Genomic DNA, 14,771 nt, shown 5'->3' on the forward strand with positions numbered 1-14,771 from the left:
TCTCGGTTCTTGCGAGGCGGGCGGTCCATGATGGAACGCGCCGGTGCGGTACGGGATAACTTGCCAGGCGATCATGGGGCGGCGATGCTTGGGGCAAGATGCGTTGGAAGACCCATGTATCGGAGCGGTCTGGGCTTGACGCTGCGTCGCCCCCTGGTTCCGCGCCGCCGGGAGCTTCGCGTATCGGCAGTCGCAATCGCTGTGCCCGAGATGCGCAACGGTTCCGAAAATGCGCAAGCGCCCGGGCGCGTATTACGACGAAAAAAGTACGGTCGCAATAGAGAGAAGGGAGTTCCACGCATTCCTCACCCGTTCTCGATCAGTTGCAAACCGGTTCCGGAAGCGATTACCACAAGGAGAATGTGAAATGCGGGGATCCGTAATACTGGCTTCGATATTGTTCGGCTGCAGCTTCTCCGCAGCCACTGCAGCCACCAATCAGCGTGTATCCGACGGCGGTCGTACGCAGATCCAGACTCAGCAGCAAAGCCGTCTCCAGGCCCTGGCCAAACGGGGTCGTTACAGCAATTACCAGCAGTTGTTGGGGGCTAGCCAAGTTCAAGTCAAGCACGGCGCGGTGGGCGGGGGGCTCAAAGGCGCGCGGCCCACACCCGAGCAAGTGCAAGCGTTGACGCAGCAGACCGCGGTCGACCTGGCGGCGCTGGGGTTCACGGCAAAGGACGTGGCGGTCTACCGGCAAAGCGAGATTGACTTGTTCGATATCGCGCAGCGGTTTTTTGCGGGCAGCACCACTGCCGCCGAGCAAATGCTCATGGCCGACACCGTGGTCATAGCAACAGCAGGCAAGACGATGGACGGTCGGGCACGCTTGGATGGGTTCTTGTCGACGAGTCCGTTTACCGTTGTGAAATCGCTTAAGGGCGCGCGGGCGCCAGGCGACACGGTTTACGTCCCACGAAAATCCGGGGCGAACCCGGATGGCACCGTCCTGACCGTAACCTCCGACATCGAATTCACGGTGGGAAAGAAGTACTTGTTGGTATTGTCGAAGAATTGGTACGAGCAGTGGGTCGCTGAGAAGCGCAAGCAAACCGAGGCCGGTTTCATCGCGGTGCCGTATCTGGCGTACGAAATACTCCCCAACGACACCCTGCGGGACGGTCCGCGCGCCACGCGCTCGGGCGAAGACCCGCGCAGTATCGCCGAGGCTGCGAACGAGTTAAAGAAGTTTTCTCCTGGCAAGCGTAGCGCCGGGAGCACGCCATGATTTCGGCTCGCATGCTTGTGGCGACGGCCCTGGCCGTCTGCGGCTTTCAAGCGTCGGCCCAGGCGCCGGTCATCACTTCGCAATGGGAGGCCGCCTCGGTCAATATTGGGTTTCACGACTCAGTTTCGGCCTGCATCTTTTCCAGCATAGGGGCCAGCAATACCTGGAACCGCGTGGGAGTGGATTTGCATCTGCAGACCGACTCGCTTGCGACGCATCCTCGCGTTGATGAGCAAACTCAGGCCTACAATTATTCGCACATAACCGTCGAAGACGACGCGCAGCTGCTTCCCGGCGCCCTTATGGAAGCCCGGATCATGACGAATTCCCAGACGGGAACGATTCTGAACGCCGATATATTCGTGGATCGGCGGCACATGAATCAGACTCAGGGGCTGTTCCAGTTCAGTTGCGATACCGGCAGTAGCGTGCCGCCGGACAAGTACGACTGGGAGTCGGCGATCCTTCACGAGTTTGGGCATGCTGTCGGCTTTCAGCACACCTACGACCAGACCGGTTGTTCGATGTACAAAACGCTGAAAGAGGGCGAGTCGCGTAGGGTGCTGTGCGAAGCCGAAAGGCAGGAGTACATCCGAGCCTACGGTTTGACGTTCAGGATCATGGCCCTCGAGAACGTGGCGGGGCCGCAGGGTGCCAATATTCTGGCCCGAGTCTTCTACAAGGGCGCGCCGGTCTTTCCGGTTAGGAGAGAGACGAAAATCGTCGAATGCGCCAGCGGCTGGGAGTGCAGCGACTACATCGGAACCTACAGTGCTCAAACGCCGTCGCCGCTGACTTTCTATTTCAGGTGCACTAATACCACGCCCCTTCCCACTGCGACATTCCGTTGGCGCACGACGCTGATAGACGCCAATGGGATGAAGACCAACAGTGTCGACCACACCAGCACTTGCACCACTCCGCCCGGCGCGACCCAGACCGACAGCGCAGATCCTGTGGGCGGCAACAGGATCATCATTACCCAGTGACATGAAGAACAGACGCGTGTTCTTTAGCGCGATACCGGGCAAAGAATCCGATAGGCAGAAAGAACTAAGTCCCTGAGGATCGGGGCTTAGTTCTTTGTATGGGGAATTCCTGGCCATGCCGGACCAAAATCCAAGAGGGTTTGGCCATGAAGCGATGCCCCAACTATGAGGGTGGTCGCGACGTCTACCTAGAACTCTTATTTTTAGGCCTATGAAGCGTGCGTCGATACAGGGGCTTAGGCCCACGTTGGTCCGGAAAGGGTAGGGGTTGCCATGGATCACATCGAGGCGATCCTCAAAAACGTTGCTTGGAGCGACCGCTACGATGAAGATTCGTTCAACGGCGCCCTGCATGAGCGGGCCGTCTGGGACACTGAGAAGTGCTGGGAGTTGGAGGCCTCATTTACTTCCTTGCCGCTCACCCAAGGATTTTCCCCGGCTGATGTGTCCCCTGTTCCGCCTCTTCAGCTACACCATGGTCAGTCTCGGAGCGGACTTCTATCCAAACGATGCCTTCAGGATCGATAACCTGACTATGCGCAGGTCTATGACTACCGGGAGAGGGCCCAGCTTGTCTTCGAGGGAGTGTTCTCGGGAAACATGCCGGTTCAGTCCTCAGGCTTTGGGACGCCCAACCGACGGTTTTATGCCAACGATTGATTCAGGCCGAAGCCGCTTCATCGGCTCGGCCTAATTCGAGCACTGTCGTAGAGCAGGCACTTGGCGAGTCGTAAGGGGGGCGAACCTTCGACCTATGGGTCAAGAGTCAACTGTTCGACGAGTCGAAATAATTTGAACTCGGAAGTCTGCGAGGCTGCCGGCGCCGGGGGCGGGCCCAGCCGCTGGCCGTCCACCGCGCTGCGGCCTGGGGCGGGCGTCTCGCATGCGGCGAGCACAAAAAAGCCCCCGAGCGGACTCGGGGGCTTTCTTTACTTCAACTGGCGGAGAGAGGGGGATTCGAACCCCCGAAGCGCGGTTTAGACGCTTACACACTTTCCAGGCGTGCTCCTTCAACCACTCGGACACCTCTCCGGGATCTGGCGGTCCGCCTGGGCGGGCCGTTCAGAGCCGGGAATTCTAGCCTTGCAGGGCCCTGGGGGACAAGCTGGGCGGCGGCGGGGCGGTCTCTGCCCGGTGCGGGCGGCCCGGGTCCGGTGTGTGGCGGTCGGGTTGCGCCCTTGCTTCGAGGGGCGGGCGCGAGGGGCCGGCGTGGCACAATGCGAGGGTCTCCCCCGCGTCGCGCCGGCCTCCGCTCGCGCGCGCCGTCGCGCCGCCGCGTTACCCTGGCGCTTCGTCCGCACGCCTCATCGCAAAGGATCCGATGTCGTATCTCGTCCTCGCCCGCAAGTGGCGCCCCAAGCGTTTCGCCGAACTGGTCGGGCAGGAGCACGTGGTGCGTGCGCTGACCAACGCGCTCGGCACCGGGCGCGTGCACCACGCCTTCCTGTTCACCGGCACCCGCGGCGTCGGCAAGACCACCATCGCGCGCATCTTCGCCAAGTCGCTGAACTGCGAGCGCGGCACCTCGGCCGACCCCTGCGGCGAGTGCGCGGCCTGCCTGGACATCGACGCCGGGCGCTACATCGACCTGCTCGAGATCGACGCCGCCAGCAACACCGGCGTGGACGACGTGCGCGAGGTGATCGACAACGCCCAGTACATGCCCAGCCGCGGCCGGGTCAAGGTCTACCTGATCGACGAAGTCCACATGCTGTCGAAGTCGGCGTTCAACGCGCTGCTGAAGACGCTGGAGGAGCCGCCGGGCCACGTCAAATTCCTGCTCGCCACCACCGACCCGCAGAAGCTGCCGGTGACGGTGCTGTCGCGCTGCCTGCAGTTCAACCTCAAGCGCCTGGACGAGCAGCAGATCAGCGGGCAGATGACCCGGATCCTCGCCGCCGAGCAGATCGGCGTCGACGAATCGGCGATCCGCCAGCTGGCCAAGGCCGCCGACGGCAGCCTGCGCGACGGTCTGTCGCTGCTCGACCAGGCGATCGCCTACGGCGGCGCCGGCGGCGATACGCGCCTGGAGGGCAGCGCGGTCGCGGCGATGCTGGGCTCGGTCGACCGGACCCGGGTCGGCGCGGTGCTGGCCGCGCTCGGCGACGGCGACGGCGCCCGGCTGATGGCCGAGGTCGCGACCCTGGCCGAGTTCTCGCCCGATTGGGGCAGCGTGCTGGAGTCGCTGAGCGACGCCCTGCACCGGATCCAGGTCCGCCAGTTGGTGCCGGAAGCGGCGGTCGAGGCCGACGGCGTCGACGTCGACGCGTTGGCCGCGCAGCTGCGGCCGGAGGTGGTGCAGCTGTGGTACCAGATGAGCGTCAACGGACGCCGCGACCTGCCGCTGGCGCCGAGCCCGCGCGCCGGTTTCGAAATGAGCGTGCTGCGCATGCTCGCCTTCCGCCCCTCCGGCGCGGCCGAACCCGGCCCGGCGCCGGGCTCGGGCGGACGCAGCGAGCCCGCGCGCGGCCGCGACGCCGCCGCCCAGGCGGCTGCGGCGATGCGCGAAATGGGTGCCGGCCCGGTACGCGAGGGCGCGGCGCGCGAATCGGCGCCGTCCGCAGCGCCTGCTGCGGCGGCGAAGACGTCGGTCGCGCCTGCCGCGTTCGAGCCCGCTCCGGTCGAACCCGCTCCGGTCGAACCCGCGGCGCGAGCGCAACCGGCGCGCGACGCGTCCGGTTCCGGACCGTCGCCGCGTTCGGTCGCGCCGTTCGAAGCATCGCCGTTCGTAGCGGCGTCGTCCCAACCGAAGCCGGTCGAGCCCGCGCCTGCCCGCAACGAGCCGGCCCGGATCGAGCCTACGCCTGCGCCGGTCGCCGCTGCGCCGGCGAGCGAAGCGCCGCTGTGGCCGGACGAGGAACCGGCGCGCCGCGTCGAGCCGGCGCGTCCGCCGCAGCCGGTCCATGCGGTCCGCGAGGAAGCGCCGCTGTGGCCGGAGGACGATGCGCCGTCGCGGCCGGCGTCGGGCCGGTCGGAGCCTGACCGGTCGGAGTTCGCTCGTCCGGAACTGGCTCGCGGCGAGTTGGGCGGTGAGGGACGGGCTCATGAGGCGTTGGCCCATCAGAAGCCGGCCCATCAGGAGCCGACCCATCAGGAGCAGGCGCGCCCGGTGCCGCAGGACGCCCCGGCGCCGGCCGTCGAGCTTGTCCCGGTCGAACCCGACCCGATCGAATCCGTCCGTACCGAGTCCATCCATACCGAGTCGCAGCCGGCACGGGTCGAACCGATCGCCGCCGAACCCGAACCGCGCGCGCCCGCAGTCGCGGTCGCGCCGCCGCCCGGCGTGGTGCCGGACGAAGTGCCGCGCGAAGACATGTTCGCCAGCCAGGCGCCGCGTGCGTCCGAGCCGATCAGGATGCCGGCGCGCGCCGGCGCGGGCGGCGGCATCGCCGACGCCGACGCCTGGCACGCCCTGGTCGATGCCAGCGGCCTGCGCGGCCCGGCGCGGATCCTGGCCGAGCATTCCGGATTTCTCGGCTATGCCGACGGCGTGCTGAGCCTGTCGCTGGGGCCCAACGACGACCACCTGCGCGCGCCGGCGTTGATCAAGATGGTCGCCGACGCGCTGGCCCAGCGGCTCGGCGCGGCTCCGCAGATCCGCTTCGAGACCGAGGCCGGCGGCGAATCGATGCATGCGCGCAACCTGCGCGCGCGCGACGAGCGCCAGGCTTCGGCCGAGGACATGTTCATGAACGATCCCGACGTGCGCCGGCTGATCGACGTTCACGGCGCCAAGCTCGTGCCGGACTCGATCCGCCCTTACGACGAGCCCTGAGCCCTTGCGCGGCGCCCGCCGCGCCCTCATCCCTTCGAGCGGGCGCCGTCCTCGCGCGGCGCCGCTGTCCGGATCCGGTCGCCCCGACCGGCTCCTCCAGATTCCCAACACGACCACGAGGCAGGACCACCATGCGCGGCAACATCGCCCAACTCATGCAACAGGCGCAGAAGATGCAGGAAAACGTGCAGCGCGCCCAGGAAGAACTGGCCAAGATCGAAGTCACCGGCAGCGCCGGCGGCGGCATGGTCAGCGTGACCCTGACCGGCCGCATGGACTGCCGCAAGGTCCGCATCGACCCGAGCGTGCTGTCCGACCAGGAAATGGTCGAGGACCTGATCGCCGCCGCCTTCAACGACGCGGTCAACAAGATCAACGCCGAGTCGCAGGCCAAGATGTCGGCCGCCACCGCCGGCATGCCGATGCCGCCGGGCATGAAGCTGCCGTTCTGAGCGACGCGCGTCCATGAACCTGCACATCGGCGCCACCGCCGCGATAGTCGCTGCCGGTCTGCTCGGGCTCGACGCCTACGCCACCTGGGCGATCTGGCGCGAGCCGGACCTGACCGGTGCGCAGAAGGGGCTGCAGTCGGCGCTGGTCTGGCTGCTGCCTTTGCTCGGCGCGATCGTCTGCCTCAACGTGGTGCGGGCGATGAACCGCGAGCCGGCTGCGCGCAGCGGCTTCACCATCAGCGAATGAGCGGACCTCGGCGCGCATGAGCAGCAGCCTGCTCGAACAACTGATCGACGCGTTCCGGGTCCTGCCCGGGGTCGGGCAGAAGTCGGCCCAGCGCATGGCCTACCACGTGCTCGAACGCGAGCGCGCCGGCGGCCAGCGCCTGTCCCAGGCCCTGGCCGAGGCGATCGACAAGATCGGCCATTGCGTGCGCTGCCGCGACTTCAGCGAGAGCGAGGTCTGCCCGACCTGCGCCAGCGCCGCGCGTGACGCGCACCTGTTGTGCGCGGTGGAATCGCCGGCCGACCGGCTGGCGATCGAACAGGCCACCGGTTACCGCGGCCTGTACTTCATCCTGCAGGGCCGGCTGAGCCCGCTCGACGGCATCGGCCCGCGCGAACTCGGCCTGGACGCGCTGGCCGCGCGCCTGGCCGAAGGCGAGGTGCAGGAGCTGATCGTGGCCACCAACCCGACCGTCGAAGGCGAGGCCACCGCCCACTACCTGGCCCAACTCGCGCGCCAGCACGGCGTGCGCCCCAGCCGCCTCGCCCACGGCGTCCCGCTCGGCGGCGAGCTGGAGTACGTCGACCGCGGCACGCTGTCGCATGCGTTCGGCAGCCGGAGCGAGATGTAGCTGGGGGCGGGGAATGGGGAATCGGGAATAGGGAATGGGGTGAGCAGGGCGCTGAGGGCGGGTTGGGTCCATCGTTCGCTGCGGATGAAAGGTTCGAACGGGAGCGGGGGCGAGGATTCGTCCGCCGCCGCGAGGTACGATTCCCCATTCCCCATTCCCCATTCCCCATTCCCGGCCCCATGACCGACTCGACCATCTTCGGCAAGATCATCCGGCGCGAGCTGCCGGCCGACATCGTTTACGAAGACGCGGACCTGATCGCGTTCCGCGACATCGCCCCGCAGGCGCCGGTGCACGTGCTGTTCGTGCCGAAGACGCCGATCGCCACCCTCAACGATCTGCAGGCCGATCAGGCCGCGATCGTCGGCCGGCTGGCCCATGCCGCGGCGCAGTACGCGCAGCGCGAAGGCTTCGCCGAAGACGGCTACCGCATCGTCATGAACTGCAACGGCCACGGCGGCCAGACCGTGTTCCAGTTGCACCTGCACCTGCTCGCCGGCGACCAGCTCGGCCGCTTCGGCACCCCGCGCTGAAGCAGCGCCGCGCAGCGCGCGTTCGAACCGCTGCCGCCGCACCTCCCTTCGCCCCAAGCCTTTCCCCCTTTGAAAAAGGGGGGCAGGGGGGATTTGCCCTTGGCTCTTGCTTCGGCGCCCCCAAAAACCCCACCGGCAAAACCAACGAAGGCGCCCAAGGGCGCCTTCGTCGTCACTGCCTCGCGCGACCGCGATCGCGCGCCGCGCTCACCACCAACCCCACCACGGCCACGGCGCCGGACGCTCGATCACGTCGACCCGTTCGCGCACCGGCCACAGGTAGACCACGTCGGCGTCGAGCTGCGGGAAACGGTACTCGTAGCCGCCGATGCGCCGCGACTCGTAGCCGGCGATGCGGCCGGTGAAGGTGACTTCGCGGTTCTTCTCGAACAGCGCCGGGTCGTAGAACCCGGAGCGGCAGGCCAGGAAGCGGCCGCCGACGTCGTCGCTGGCCCAGTACGGCCGGCCCGAATCGCCGAGCCGGGTCGAGATCATCTCGAAGCAGGTGCGGTTGGCCTGCGGCTCGACATCGACGATCCGGCCGCCCCAGCGCACCACCGCGCCGGTGCTGTCGTTGGCCGCGGCGTCGGCCGGGGTGATGGGCGAGAACGCCCCCTGTAGCGGTTTGGGCTGGGTGGCGCAGGCGCCGAGCAGCGCGACACCGACAGCGATAACGGCAAGACGCAGCTTCATCGTCGTTCTCCAGAAGGGCCGGGCCGGTGCGCGCGTAAGGCCCGGACCAGTTCGTTGCGCAGCGCTCGGGCCTCGCGCCGCCCGGGTTCAGTACCAGCGTAGCGCCAATCGCTGAAATGTTGGCTGAGCCGGAGCAAGCTTTCGCCCAATTCCGGTCGCGTCCGGCCGACCCGCTCGGCCCAGGCCAGGGCCGGCTCGTGCGGCTGGCGCTCCAGGCCCAGGCGCCGGTAGCGCCGGCCCAGGGCGCGCCAGGCCCGCACCACCGGGTCGCGCTCGCGTTCGCCGCGGCTGCTGAGCCAGACCATCCACAGCCCGGCGAGGCTGGCGAACAGCACGAACAGCAGTACCAGCTTCTGGTTGTCCAGGCGGTCGACGCCGAACGGCTGCAGCATGCGCTGCTGGCGGCTGGCGTCGAAGCCGAGCACGAAATCGTTCCAGCCGCGGCGCAGCCAGTCGCTGAGATTGAACAAGGGCGTGGCCGCGGCGATGCCGCCGAACAGGCCGCCGGTGCCGGGCCGGCGGTCGGCCAGGGTGTCGTAGATGCGCTCCGGCGCGACCGCCGCGGTCGGGTCGACCCGGATCCAGCCGCGCCCGCTCAGCCAGACCTCGGCCCAGGCGTGGGCGTCGGAACGGCGCACCAGCCAATAGTTGCCGACCGGGTTGTAGTAGCCGCCGGCGTAGCCGGTGACCACCCGCGCCGGGATCCCGGCGCCGCGCATCAGCACCACGAAGGCCGAGCTGAAATGCTCGCAATAGCCGGCCTTGTGATCGAACAGGAATTCGTCGACCGAGTGCCGGCCGAGCAGGGGCGTGGCCAGGGTATAGGCGAACTCGCCGCGGATCATCGCCATCGCCCGGCGCACGATCGCCGCGTCGTCGGCGCCGGCTTCGCTGCGCCAGCGCTGGGCCAGGGCCAGGGTGCGCGGGTTGTAGCCTTCGGGCAGTTCCAGGGCCATGCGCCGGATGGTTTCGCGCAGCTGCGGCTCGTAGCTGGCCGGCGGCGCCGAATGCAATTGCCAGCGGGTCAGGGTGCTCAGCGGGCGGCGCGTGTAGAGGTTGTGGTCCAGGGTCAGCCGCGCGCCCGCAGGCGCCGCGCGCGGCAGGTCCAGGGCGACGAAGTCGCGGGTGTCGGTCGGTTCGACCTCCAATTCGTAGTCCCAGCCGTTGCCGGCGGCGCGGATCGGCGCCGCCGGCAGGCCCTGGACCCAGCGCGAGCGGGTCCATTCGCGGCCGTCGAAATTCCACAGCACCGGCCCGCGCCAATACATCTGCGAGGTCGGCGGCGCGGCGCCGCGGAAGCGCGCGCGCAGGGTGACGGTCTCGTCGTTGAGCAACTCGACCATCTCGCCCGGGCTCATCCGGTCCGACAGGCCGGGCTTGGCCAGGGCGCGGTCGGGGATGCCCCACAGCGGCGAGCTCAGGCGCGGGAACAGCCAGAACACCGCCAGCGCCAGCGGCAGGCCGATCGCGATCAGGCGGCCGATCGCCAGCAGACGCTGGCTCGGCGGCAGGGCCGGTTCCGCGGCGCGCGCCGGGTCGGGACGCGATTCGTATTCGGCCAGGCGCTGCAGCGTCGCCAGCGCCAGCATCGCCGCGGCCAGGCCCAACGCCAGCGACCACGGACCCTGGTCGAGCAGGAAGGTCGCGAACGGGCCGAACAGGGCGAAGCCGATCAGGCTGCGCGCGTCGCGCAGGGTGTAGGTCTCCGACGGCTTGAGCGCGAACATCGCCGCGAGCAGGGCGCAGCCGGTGTCGCGGCCGAGCGAAAACCCGGCCAGCACCATGACCGCGCCGACCAGACCCAGCACCATCAGCAGGCGCAGCGTGCTCGGCAGCGGGCGGCGCCAGGACAACAGACCGATGCCGACGCCGACCGCGGCGATCAGCCCGGCGATGCTCGGCGGCAATTGCAGCAGCAAGGGCAGCAGGCAACTGGCGCCGGCCAGCAGGGTGGCGCGCCGCGCCGACGGCGGCAGGCCTTCGGCCGGCGCGGCGTCGACGGCGCGCCGGGCGGACGCGGCGAAGGGCAGGCGCAGCTCAGCCATGCGGCATCAGCGCCAGGGCGCGCAGGCAGGCATGGCGATGCGCCGAGCCGCTGCCCGGGCCCAGCGAGGGTTGGTGGGGCAGGCTCAGCCGGTAGCGGCACCCGTCGCGTTCGGCCTCGTCGACCCAGCGCGCCAGGCGCGATATGCGCGCTTCCTGGTCGAGCCCGGTCAGGCGCTGCCATTCCAGTTCGACGTCGGCGCCGAGCGGTTGTTCGTATTCGCGCACCAGCAGGATGTCGCGCCGCGCCGAATGCTTCCAGGAGATGGTCCGGCGGGCGTCGCCGGGACGGTAGGCGCGCAGATGGTGGACATCCTCGCCGGCCGGGTGCAGCCGGGTCACGGCCTGGTCGCCGCCGCCGGTCGGCAGCGGCGGACCGTGCGGTTCCGGCGCCGGGTAGACCAGCAGCGGCGCCTGCGGCCAGACCAGGGCCCAGGCCCGCGCCAGGCCCAGCGGCCGGGTGGTCCACACCCGCAGCCGCGGCAGTTCGAGCCAGCCGCGCCGTTCGGTGAGCACGCGCAGCGCCGCTTCGCCGGCGCCCTGGTCCAGGTCGAGCGCGGCGACCCCGGCGCCGAGCGCGCCTTCGTCGTCCACGCGCAATCCGCGCCGGGCGCGATCGGGCTTGGCCCGCGCATGCACCCGCACCGTCATCGGCTGGCCGGCCGGCACCGGTTCGGCGTCGATCGCGACGATGCTCAGCCCCGACAACTGCAACTGCGCGGCGATCAGGCTGGCCAGGCCGGCGCCGGCCAGCAGCAGCGCCAGCAGCAGCGCCGGGTTGTTGTTGTAGTTCAGCGCGCCCAGCAGCATGGTCGCCAGCAAGGCGCCGTAGAACGCACCGAAACCGGTCGGCAGCACGTAGATGCGGCGGCGGTCGAACCGAGCCGGCAAGGCTTCGCGGCGGCGCGGCCGGGTCAGCGCCAGCAGGCGCCGGCGCCATTGGCTCAGGCGCGGCTGCGGCGATGGCGCGGCGGTCGTTGCGGCCTGGGCCATGCGCGACCGGTTCAATCCACCGCCACGGCGAACAGGATCGACTTGGCCACGTCGGGGCCGGCATCGGCCTCGGCCACCAGACGGTGCGAGGCGACCGCGGCGAACAGCGCCTGCACGTCCTCGGGCACCACGTGCGAACGGCCGAGCAGCAGCGCGTAGGCGCGCGCGGCGCGCAACAGGGCCAGGCCGGCGCGCGGCGACAGGCCGACCCGCACGCCCGGGTGCTTGCGGCTGCGCGCGAGCAGCGCCTGCACGTAGCCGATCAGGCTGTCGCTGGCGTAGACCGCGTCGACCGCGCGGCGGATCGCCAGCACGTCTTCGGCGCTCAGCAGCGGCCGGGTCTGGGCGATCAGGTTGCGCCGGTCGGCGCCGGCCAGCAGGTCGCGCTCGGCGGCTTCGTCCGGATAGCCCAGGTGCAGGCGCAACAGGAAACGGTCGAGTTGCGAGTCCGGCAGCGGATAGGTGCCAGACAGGTCGACCGGGTTCTGGGTGGCGATGACGAAGAACGGATCGGGCAGGGCGTGGGTGCGCCCGTCGACGGTGACCTGGTGTTCGGCCATCGCTTCCAGCAATGCGCTCTGGGTGCGCGGCGGCGCGCGGTTGATCTCGTCGGCGAGCAGCACCTGGGTGAACACCGGCCCGGGATGGAACTGGAACTGGCGCGACTGCGGATCGAACACCGACACGCCGACCACGTCGGCCGGCAGCAGGTCGGAAGTGAACTGCACGCGCTGGAACTCCAGCCCCAGGGTCGCCGCCAGCGCATGCGCGAGCGTGGTCTTGCCCAGGCCGGGCAGGTCTTCGATCAGCAGGTGGCCGTCGGACAGCAGCGCGACGAAGGCCAGCCGCACCGCCTGCGCCTTGCCCAGCACCAGCGAGTTGACCTGGGCCTGCGCCTGCTCCAGGGCGCTGCGCAGGGCGTCGGGTAGGATGGTCTCGCGCTGCGCCGGATTCGCCGCCGTGGTCTTGCCTGCCGTCATCGTGCTGGGTTCCTGTGTCGGTATCGTCGTCGCTGCGATGCCGCGTCGCGCCGTCGTCGGAGCATCATCGCGCGCGGTCGCGATCGGTGCAGCCGCCGGTTGGGTGCGTGCGGATGTTCTGGGACGGGCATCAACAAAAATCGGATGTCGATAAAACCAGCGTTCGCCGTGCCGGCGTTCGCGTGCGGATCTCGCCTGCGGCCCGGCCGTGCGGGCTTCGCCGCAGGCGTTCGGTCGAGCGGCCCGGTCGTGCGGATTTGCCGAGTCTGGCGCGCCCGCGACGATCGCCCGAACGGCGGCGTGCGAGGATTCGTGCGCGCCGATGCGCGGCAGGTCCAACCCCATTCGAAGTGTAGCGAGGTCGAGCGTCGATGCGGCAACCCAAGCAGGACACAGGCGATGCCGCGCGCGCGTTCTGGGCGCTGTGGAGCGTGTTGCTGGCGTTGAAGGCGGCGGTGGCCGCGCGCCTGCCCTTGTTCGTCGACGAAGCCTTCTACTGGCAGGAGGGCCAGCATCCGGCCGCGGCCTATTCGGACCTGCCCGGGCTGACCGCCTGGCTGACCCGGCTCGGGGTCGAACTCGGCGGCGCCCAGGCCTGGGCCTTGCGCCTGCCGTTCCTGGCGGTCGCCGCGCTGGTGCCGCTGTTGCTGGTGCGGATGACCGCGCGCGAGTTCGGCGCCCGCGCCGGCTGGGTCGCCGGCTGTTTCGGCCTGCTGCTGCCGTTGGCGGGCACGCTCGGCCTGCTCGCCTTGCCGGACGCGATGATGGCGCTGGCGACGCTGCTGTGCCTGGACGCCGGCGCGCGGCTGTTGCGCGAGGTCGATGCGCGCGCGGCGGTGGAACTCGCCGCCGGGCTCGCCCTCGGCGCGCTCAGCCACTATCGCTTCATCGCCGTGATCGCGGTCGGCGGCGCGGTGCTGCTGTTGCTGCCGGAAGGGCGGCGCGCCCTGCGCGACGTGCGCGTGCTGATCGCCGCGGCGATCGGCGCTTCGGCCTGGGCGCCGCTGGTGGCCTGGAACATGGACAACGCCGACGCCGGGTTGCGCTTCCAACTGGTCGACCGGCATCCCTGGGCGTTTCACGCCGACGGCCTGTGGTTCGTCGCCATTCAGGCCTTGCTGGTCACTCCGCCGCTGCTGGCGGCCCTGGTCCTGGCCGCCTGGCGCGGCGCCCGCGCGGCGACGCCGGCGGCGCGCTACTTCGCCCTGTCCGGGGCGCTGATCGTGCTGGGCTTCTTCGCCCTCGGTTTTTTCGCCGATACCGAACGGGTCAGCTTCCACTGGCCGTTGCCGGGCTATCTGGCCCTGCTGCCGTTGTTGCCGGGCGTGCTCGCGGCCTGGCCGCGCTGGGCGCGCGGCCTCACCGCGGCGCTCGCCGGCGCGGCGGTGCTGGCGGTGCTGGGCTATTACGTCGCGGTATCGGTGCCGGCGCTGCGCGCGCGCAGCGCCGGCGAGAAGTGGTACCCGTCCAACTTCGCCGGCTGGAACGAACTGGCCGCGCAGGTCGAACGCCGCTTGCGCGAGTCGCCGCCGAACACGCGGGTGCTGGCCGACAACTTCAAGATCGGCGCCGAACTCGGCTTCGCCCTGGGCGATGCGCGGATCGAAGTGCTGGATCATCCGATCAACCACAAGCACGGCCGCGCGCCGCAGTTGCGCCTGTGGGGGCTGGAGCGCGATCGCCGCATCGATGTCGCCGGCGAGCCGGCCTTGCTGGTGGTCGGTGCGACCGAGGTCGACTACAAGCACCTGCTGCAGCGTTACCACGACCTGTGCGCGATGCTCGGGCCGTTGCCGGCGCCGCAGGCGCTCAACGTCGATCACGGCCGGCAGCGTTTCCTGCTGTTCGCGCTCGACGGCCGGCCGCGTCAGGGCGCATGCACGACGCCGGCGATGGCCTGGGTCGACGCGCCGGCGGCCGGCGCGCGGGTCGGGCGCGAGTTCGAGGTCGCCGGCTGGGCGTTCAAGGACGGCGTCGGCCTGGCCCGGGTCGAGATCCTGCTCGATGGGCGGCCGCTGGCGCCGGCGCAGTACGGGCGCGAGTTGCCGGGCGTGCGCGAGTTCTGGCGGATCAGCAACGATCCCCAGCATCCGCGGATCGGCTTCGTTGCGCGCGTGCGGCTGGACGCGCAGGCGCCGGGACGGCATTGGCTGGGGCTGCGCCTGCACGGCCGCGACGGCAGCGTCGAGGATTGGGCCGAACAGCCGATCGAACTGGCGCCGCGCTGA

12 protein-coding genes and 1 tRNA gene are annotated in these 14,771 nt (G+C 69.6%); 8 read left to right on the top strand and 5 right to left on the bottom strand.

The window, feature by feature from the left end:
* Window positions 1-229 precede the first annotated feature (229 nt).
* Window positions 230-1,228: a hypothetical protein gene (locus tag K4L06_RS14100; RefSeq protein WP_221671964.1), complete on the top strand. Its 999-nt coding sequence runs from the start codon at window positions 230-232 to the stop codon at window positions 1,226-1,228.
* On the top strand, window positions 1,225-2,217 hold the full coding sequence (locus tag K4L06_RS14105; protein WP_221671965.1) for a hypothetical protein: 993 nt from the start codon (window positions 1,225-1,227) through the stop codon (window positions 2,215-2,217). Before K4L06_RS14100 ends, K4L06_RS14105 begins: the two co-directional genes overlap by 4 nt.
* 939 nt (window positions 2,218-3,156) lie before the next feature.
* Here the strand turns inward: K4L06_RS14105 and K4L06_RS14110 are convergent.
* Window positions 3,157-3,249: transfer RNA gene (locus K4L06_RS14110), tRNA-Ser, on the bottom strand.
* Between the two features lie 289 nt (window positions 3,250-3,538).
* Here K4L06_RS14110 and dnaX point away from each other — a divergent pair.
* The 5 genes from dnaX (at window position 3,539) to K4L06_RS14135 (ending at window position 7,834) form a co-directional block, all read left to right on the top strand.
* Entirely contained in the window at window positions 3,539-5,992 is a 2,454-nt protein-coding gene (gene dnaX / locus K4L06_RS14115; RefSeq protein ID WP_221671966.1) for a DNA polymerase III subunit gamma/tau, read from the top strand.
* 131 nt (window positions 5,993-6,123) lie between these two features.
* Entirely contained in the window at window positions 6,124-6,444 is a 321-nt protein-coding gene (locus K4L06_RS14120; RefSeq protein WP_221671967.1) for a YbaB/EbfC family nucleoid-associated protein, read from the top strand.
* A 13-nt stretch (window positions 6,445-6,457) separates the two neighbouring features.
* A complete protein-coding gene (locus K4L06_RS14125) occupies window positions 6,458-6,691 on the top strand; it encodes a hypothetical protein (RefSeq protein ID WP_221671972.1) in 234 nt (77 codons plus the stop codon).
* Between the two features lie 16 nt (window positions 6,692-6,707).
* Window positions 6,708-7,301, top strand: a complete 594-nt coding sequence (recR, locus tag K4L06_RS14130; protein WP_221671973.1) for a recombination mediator RecR — start codon at window positions 6,708-6,710, stop codon at window positions 7,299-7,301.
* 179 nt (window positions 7,302-7,480) lie between these two features.
* A complete protein-coding gene (locus tag K4L06_RS14135; RefSeq protein ID WP_221671978.1) occupies window positions 7,481-7,834 on the top strand; it encodes a histidine triad nucleotide-binding protein in 354 nt (117 codons plus the stop codon).
* A 207-nt stretch (window positions 7,835-8,041) separates the two neighbouring features.
* Here K4L06_RS14135 and K4L06_RS14140 read toward each other — a convergent pair whose 3' ends face one another.
* The 4 genes from K4L06_RS14140 to K4L06_RS14155 are packed head-to-tail and all read right to left on the bottom strand — an operon-like array spanning window position 8,042 to window position 12,543.
* On the bottom strand, window positions 8,042-8,527 hold the full coding sequence (locus tag K4L06_RS14140; protein WP_221671979.1) for a Slp family lipoprotein: 486 nt from the start codon (window positions 8,525-8,527) through the stop codon (window positions 8,042-8,044).
* Complete coding sequence (locus K4L06_RS14145; protein ID WP_221671980.1) at window positions 8,524-10,572, bottom strand: DUF3488 and transglutaminase-like domain-containing protein; 2,049 nt, start codon at window positions 10,570-10,572, stop codon at window positions 8,524-8,526. The genes K4L06_RS14140 and K4L06_RS14145 overlap by 4 nt, the downstream gene beginning before the upstream one ends.
* A complete protein-coding gene (locus tag K4L06_RS14150; RefSeq protein WP_221671981.1) occupies window positions 10,565-11,563 on the bottom strand; it encodes a DUF58 domain-containing protein in 999 nt (332 codons plus the stop codon). Before K4L06_RS14150 ends, K4L06_RS14145 begins: the two co-directional genes overlap by 8 nt.
* A gap of 11 nt (window positions 11,564-11,574) precedes the next feature.
* On the bottom strand, window positions 11,575-12,543 hold the full coding sequence (locus K4L06_RS14155) for an AAA family ATPase (protein WP_221671982.1): 969 nt from the start codon (window positions 12,541-12,543) through the stop codon (window positions 11,575-11,577).
* A 371-nt stretch (window positions 12,544-12,914) separates the two neighbouring features.
* Here K4L06_RS14155 and K4L06_RS14160 point away from each other — a divergent pair, with 371 nt between their 5' ends.
* Window positions 12,915-14,771, top strand: coding sequence for a glycosyltransferase family 39 protein (locus tag K4L06_RS14160; protein ID WP_221671983.1), 1,857 nt, complete (start codon window positions 12,915-12,917; stop codon window positions 14,769-14,771).

Origin of the sequence: Lysobacter sp. BMK333-48F3 (genome assembly GCF_019733395.1) — a bacterium.
Classification (GTDB): Bacteria; Pseudomonadota; Gammaproteobacteria; order Xanthomonadales; family Xanthomonadaceae; genus Lysobacter.

Bases quoted from the DNA above. Each gene is read 5' to 3' on its own strand.
- dnaX (WP_221671966.1), top strand. From the start codon at position 3,539: ATGTCGTATCTCGTCCTCGCCCGCAAGTGGCGCCCCAAGCGTTTCGCC.
- K4L06_RS14120 (WP_221671967.1), top strand. From the start codon at position 6,124: ATGCGCGGCAACATCGCCCAACTCATGCAACAGGCGCAGAAGATGCAG.
- K4L06_RS14140 (WP_221671979.1), bottom strand. From the start codon at position 8,527: ATGAAGCTGCGTCTTGCCGTTATCGCTGTCGGTGTCGCGCTGCTCGGC.
- K4L06_RS14135 (WP_221671978.1), top strand. From the start codon at position 7,481: ATGACCGACTCGACCATCTTCGGCAAGATCATCCGGCGCGAGCTGCCG.
- recR (WP_221671973.1), top strand. From the start codon at position 6,708: ATGAGCAGCAGCCTGCTCGAACAACTGATCGACGCGTTCCGGGTCCTG.
- K4L06_RS14100 (WP_221671964.1), top strand. From the start codon at position 230: ATGCGCAAGCGCCCGGGCGCGTATTACGACGAAAAAAGTACGGTCGCA.
- K4L06_RS14160 (WP_221671983.1), top strand. From the start codon at position 12,915: ATGCGGCAACCCAAGCAGGACACAGGCGATGCCGCGCGCGCGTTCTGG.
- K4L06_RS14145 (WP_221671980.1), bottom strand. From the start codon at position 10,572: ATGGCTGAGCTGCGCCTGCCCTTCGCCGCGTCCGCCCGGCGCGCCGTC.
- K4L06_RS14125 (WP_221671972.1), top strand. From the start codon at position 6,458: ATGAACCTGCACATCGGCGCCACCGCCGCGATAGTCGCTGCCGGTCTG.
- K4L06_RS14150 (WP_221671981.1), bottom strand. From the start codon at position 11,563: ATGGCCCAGGCCGCAACGACCGCCGCGCCATCGCCGCAGCCGCGCCTG.
- K4L06_RS14155 (WP_221671982.1), bottom strand. From the start codon at position 12,543: ATGACGGCAGGCAAGACCACGGCGGCGAATCCGGCGCAGCGCGAGACC.
- K4L06_RS14105 (WP_221671965.1), top strand. From the start codon at position 1,225: ATGATTTCGGCTCGCATGCTTGTGGCGACGGCCCTGGCCGTCTGCGGC.